Origin of the sequence: Escherichia sp. E3659 (assembly GCF_005781135.1) — a bacterium.
Classification (GTDB): domain Bacteria; phylum Pseudomonadota; class Gammaproteobacteria; order Enterobacterales; family Enterobacteriaceae; genus Escherichia.
The window spans coordinates 1-4243 of record NZ_VATQ01000045.1 but is presented as its reverse complement, the minus strand read 5'-3'; the positions used below and the strand labels follow the sequence as shown (position 1 = coordinate 4243).

Sequence of the window (4243 nt, the reverse complement as noted above, 5' to 3'; positions counted from 1 at the left end):
GCCACTCATCAGAGTTGAAACTGCCACCGGTGAGCTGGCGAAAACGCAGCGCCGCAGCCTGGCGGATGCCCTTCAGCAGTCCGGCGGTGAAGACGGTGGCAGTGTGGTGTTCCCGTCGGTGCTGGTGCAGATGCTCGACCGGCTGGAAAGTGAAATCCTGGCTGACCGGGTGAGTGAGGAAAGCCGCCGCTGGCTGGCATCGTGCGGCCTGACGGTGGAGCAGATGCAAAACCAGATGGACCCGGTGTACACGCCGGCGCGAAAAATCCACCTGTACCACTGCGACCATCGCGGCCTGCCGCTGGTGCTTATCAGCACGGAAGGGGCAACAGCGTGGTGCGCAGAATACGATGAGTGGGGCAACCTGCTGAATGAAGAGAACCCGCATCAGCTGCAGCAGCTCATCCGCCTGCCGGGGCAGCAGTATGATGAGGAGTCCGGCCTGTATTACAACCGCCACCGCTATTATGACCCGCTGCAGGGGCGATATATCACTCAGGACCCAATTGGGCTGGAAGGCGGGTGGAATCAGTATGTATATGCTTCTATACATCCAACCTATTCTATTGATCCATTGGGCTTAATTGATAAACCTGCTCCAGTATTCAATCGAGAACTAAATTCAGATCCGTATTATCTTGCCGTAAATAATTGTTATTCATATGCTCTAAATAGGTATGGAAACCCTGGGAGTAGGATTTTTGGCGGCGGAGGATTACAACCTGGAGAATTATCTGGAAAAGAGTTTTCTAAACTCACTTGCGGTAGTATTTTTGAAGCGTCAAAAAATGATGGTGCCAAGGATTTAGATAATGGGAGTTGTCCATCTGGTTACCATAAAGCTCAATTGTTTATTCGTCCTCACAATTTTATAGGCATGGGAGGGGATTATCACTGGTATCGTCAGGATGCAAATGGCGAATGGTCTGACAAACAAGGAGTGGGAGCAATTAGATTTAGAGGAAAAGATCCCTTCCCCCCAATAGATTATCCTGAAAAGTGTGGAACGATATGTTTACCAAACTAAGTATTGCCATTTTGTTAGCATTTTCTGCATATGTTCATGCGGAAACATCTGCTCCAATATTTTTTGAAGATGTTGGCAGTATAGACTCTTGGTTTTCAATTAAATACCAAAAATATGAAAACGTGAAGGATGAACAATACCCAGAAATTCTGATTTATTATGGTGTTAAAGGTTCAGGAATAAATAGAGTTGATGGGTGGTTTTTCTCATGTGCAAAGGCATGGAGAACTTGTAGTCTAATTTTTATGGCTGACTTTGGTGAAAGTCGCTATTTTAAACCTGCAAAAATAACTATGGATAAGAATAATTTTATTATAAGGACGAGTGATGTAGAAATAGCATTTAAGATAACGAAATAAATATTTATTTTAACAGTATTTATATTTTTTAAAAAGAGAAAAACGGAGTGCAATTATTGGTTTGAAATACAATTAATAATTAGGTAATTAAGCTTTGAGAACTGTTATTTTCTAAAAATAAAAAATACAAAAAATGAATGCAGCTCGGAAAATAGTAGAATAGTTCTCGCTCAGATGAAGTTGATAATATTTTTACCAACAAAATACTTCCCCGCAAAAACTCTGCCCCATAAAATTCATTTACCATCGTCTACACTTACTCCTGTAAACCGTTCAGGACAGGGAAAGATCACGGTGTGCCGTAGGCACAAAGATGCAAAACGGGACATTTTGCATGTAATAAGCATAAGCTTGTGAAGAGATGGTGGCAGGCCCACCGGGATCTGCTGTCGGAAGTCGGTCCCAAACAACCCCGGCTGCTGTGGTAAAGAGCCATGGTAGTGAGCGCAGGGGGAACGATCAGACGAGATCTGATCCTGGGTGAGATACAGTGAGATGAGTAAACCCGAACCTGTGTTGAAACGTCGTTAGTCCTAAGTGACATCAAAACCGGAGGTTTCGTGATACCGCCGGGATTAATTTACGGGTGAATTCCGAATGCTGCGTAAATGGTGTCCGGCGTATAGCAGGCATGACGCTGTATCAGGCTCTTTGCAGGAACTACGGGAACCGGTCGTCGCAATGTCAAGAGAGAAATACAAATAACCGAAATTATGAGTATGAGAGTATCGATGTGCGAAACCGGGGCAGAGCTGTTCGTAGTAGTGAGGAAGCGTTTGTAATGAACGTGGAGCGAAGGGGCAGCGTCGGGCAGTCTGCATCACAGCCCAACTGTAAACAGGAGGAGGCTGCGGGTGAACAGACAAAACCGTTTCAGGTCAGTAAATTGCATGTGGTGGAAGCGTACCGGCGGGTAAAGGCGAATGCCGGAGCTGCCGGAGTGGATAACCAGACGCTGAAAGATTTTGTGCGGGATCTGAAAGGAAATCTGTACAAAATCTGGAACCGGTTATCGTCGGGAAGCTGGATGCCGCCGCCAGTGCGTGCGGTGGAAATTCCGAAGAAGGATGGCAGTAAAAGACTTTTAGGAATACCGACAGTAAGCGATCGAATAGCGCAGATGACGGTGCTGGTAACGTTTGAACCATTAGTGGAGCGTTATTTCCTGAATGATTCATACGGATACCGGCATGGAAAATCAGCGCTGGATGCAATAGCAGTCACCAGAAAACGCTGCTGGCAATACGACTGGTGTCTTGAGTTTGATATTAAAGGGTTATTCGATAATATCCCCCACGATTTATTACTCAGGGCAGTGGATAAACATTGTGCGGATAAATGGGTAAGACTGTCTATTCGCAGGTGGCTGACAGCGCCGGTGCAGATGCCGGATGGAACACTAAAGGAAAGAAATAAAGGTACGCCACAGGGTGGAGTCATCAGTCCGGTACTGGCGAATTTATTTCTGCACTATGTGTTTGATAAATGGCTGTCGTTACATTATCCGGAAATTCCCTGGTGTCGTTATGCAGATGATGGATTAATTCATTGTGGCAGTAAACAACAGGCAGAGGAATTACTGAATAAACTGGCAAAACGTTTTCAGGAATGTGGACTGGAATTACATCCGGAGAAAACGAAAATAGTTTACTGCAAAGACAGCGAACGACAGGCGAGCCACGAAACAGTGCAGTTTGATTTTCTGGGTTATACGTTCAGGGCGAGAAGAGCACGTAATCAGCGAAGGGGAAATCTCTTTACGAGTTTCAGTCCGGCGGTGAGTAACAGTGCACAGAAAGGCATGATCGAAAAACTCAGGAAACTGCGGCTCAGACGCAGGGTGGAGATGAGTCTTGAAGATATTGCGAAAAGGCTGAATCCGATGATATCGGGGTGGCTGAATTATTACGCGAAATACCACAAGTCAGCGATGAAGAAAGTATGCAGATATATTAATCTGACGCTGATTGCGTGGGCGAGAAAGAAATACAAGACCCTGCGGTATAAAAAGACGAAGGCGTGTCAGTTAATGGAAAGACTGTCGAAAGAGAAGCCGGAATTATTTGCCCACTGGAATGCAGGACCGGAAAGCGCGTTTGCCTGACGGGAGCCGTATGAAGCGAGAGTTTCACGTACGGTTCTGCGAGAGGCTGTCGGGGAGGTTCCGGTGGCCTACTCACTCAACGCTGCTTTTTTGTACTAAATAATTCGCACTAAATATTCAATAATTGAGATATTCCTTATTACCTAAAGCTGTTTTCCATTGCTTATACATGATCAAATACTCCTTACATAATTAAGGAGAGCAAAATGGAACTTAAAAAATTGATGGAACATATTTCTATTATTCCCGATTACAGACAAGCCTGGAAAGTGGAGCATAAATTATCGGATATTCTACTGTTGACTATTTTTCCCGTTATTTCTGGTGCAGAAAGTTGGGAAGATATAGAGGATTTCGGGGAAACACATCTCGATTTTTTGAAGCAATATGGTGATTTTGAAAATGGTATTCCTGTTCACGATACTATTGCCAGGGTTGTATCCTGTATCAGTCCTGAAAAATTTCATGAGTGCTTTATTAACTGGATGCGTGACTGCCATTCCTCAAATGATAAAGACGTCATTGCAATTGATGGAAAAACGCTCCGGCACTCTTATGACAAGAGTCGCCGCAAGGGAGCGATTCATGTCATTAGTGCGTTCTCAACAATGCACAGTCTGGTCATCGGACAGATCAAGGCGGATGAGAAATCTAATGAGATTACAGCTATCCCTGAACTTCTTAACATGTTGGATATTAAATGAAAAGTTATCACGACTGATGCGATGGGTTGCCAGAAAGATATTGCAGAGA

General features: G+C 44.6%; 3 protein-coding genes and 1 pseudogene. All 4 read left to right on the top strand.

Going from position 1 to position 4243, the window contains the following annotated elements:
• Positions 1–1027, top strand: a 1027-nt coding sequence (locus FEK47_RS22590) for an RHS repeat-associated core domain-containing protein (RefSeq protein ID WP_240730983.1), incomplete at its 5' end; no start/stop codon positions are given.
• The gene (locus FEK47_RS22585) at positions 1012–1386 is read left to right on the top strand and encodes a hypothetical protein (protein ID WP_135486495.1); all 375 of its coding nucleotides are present in this window, start codon (positions 1012–1014) and stop codon (positions 1384–1386) included. The genes FEK47_RS22590 and FEK47_RS22585, both read left to right, overlap by 16 nt.
• 781 nt (positions 1387–2167) lie before the next feature.
• Positions 2168–3490, top strand: coding sequence for a group II intron reverse transcriptase/maturase (ltrA, locus tag FEK47_RS22580; RefSeq protein WP_135486497.1), 1323 nt, complete (start codon positions 2168–2170; stop codon positions 3488–3490).
• Between the two features lie 206 nt (positions 3491–3696).
• Positions 3697–4191: pseudogene (locus tag FEK47_RS22575) on the top strand (ISAs1 family transposase); the annotation flags it as partial.
• Positions 4192–4243: the final 52 nt, after the last annotated feature.

Coding starts and splice junctions, on each gene's coding strand:
- FEK47_RS22585 (WP_135486495.1), top strand. CDS start 1,012: ATGTTTACCAAACTAAGTATTGCCATTTTGTTAGCATTTTCTGCATAT.
- ltrA (WP_135486497.1), top strand. CDS start 2,168: ATGAACGTGGAGCGAAGGGGCAGCGTCGGGCAGTCTGCATCACAGCCC.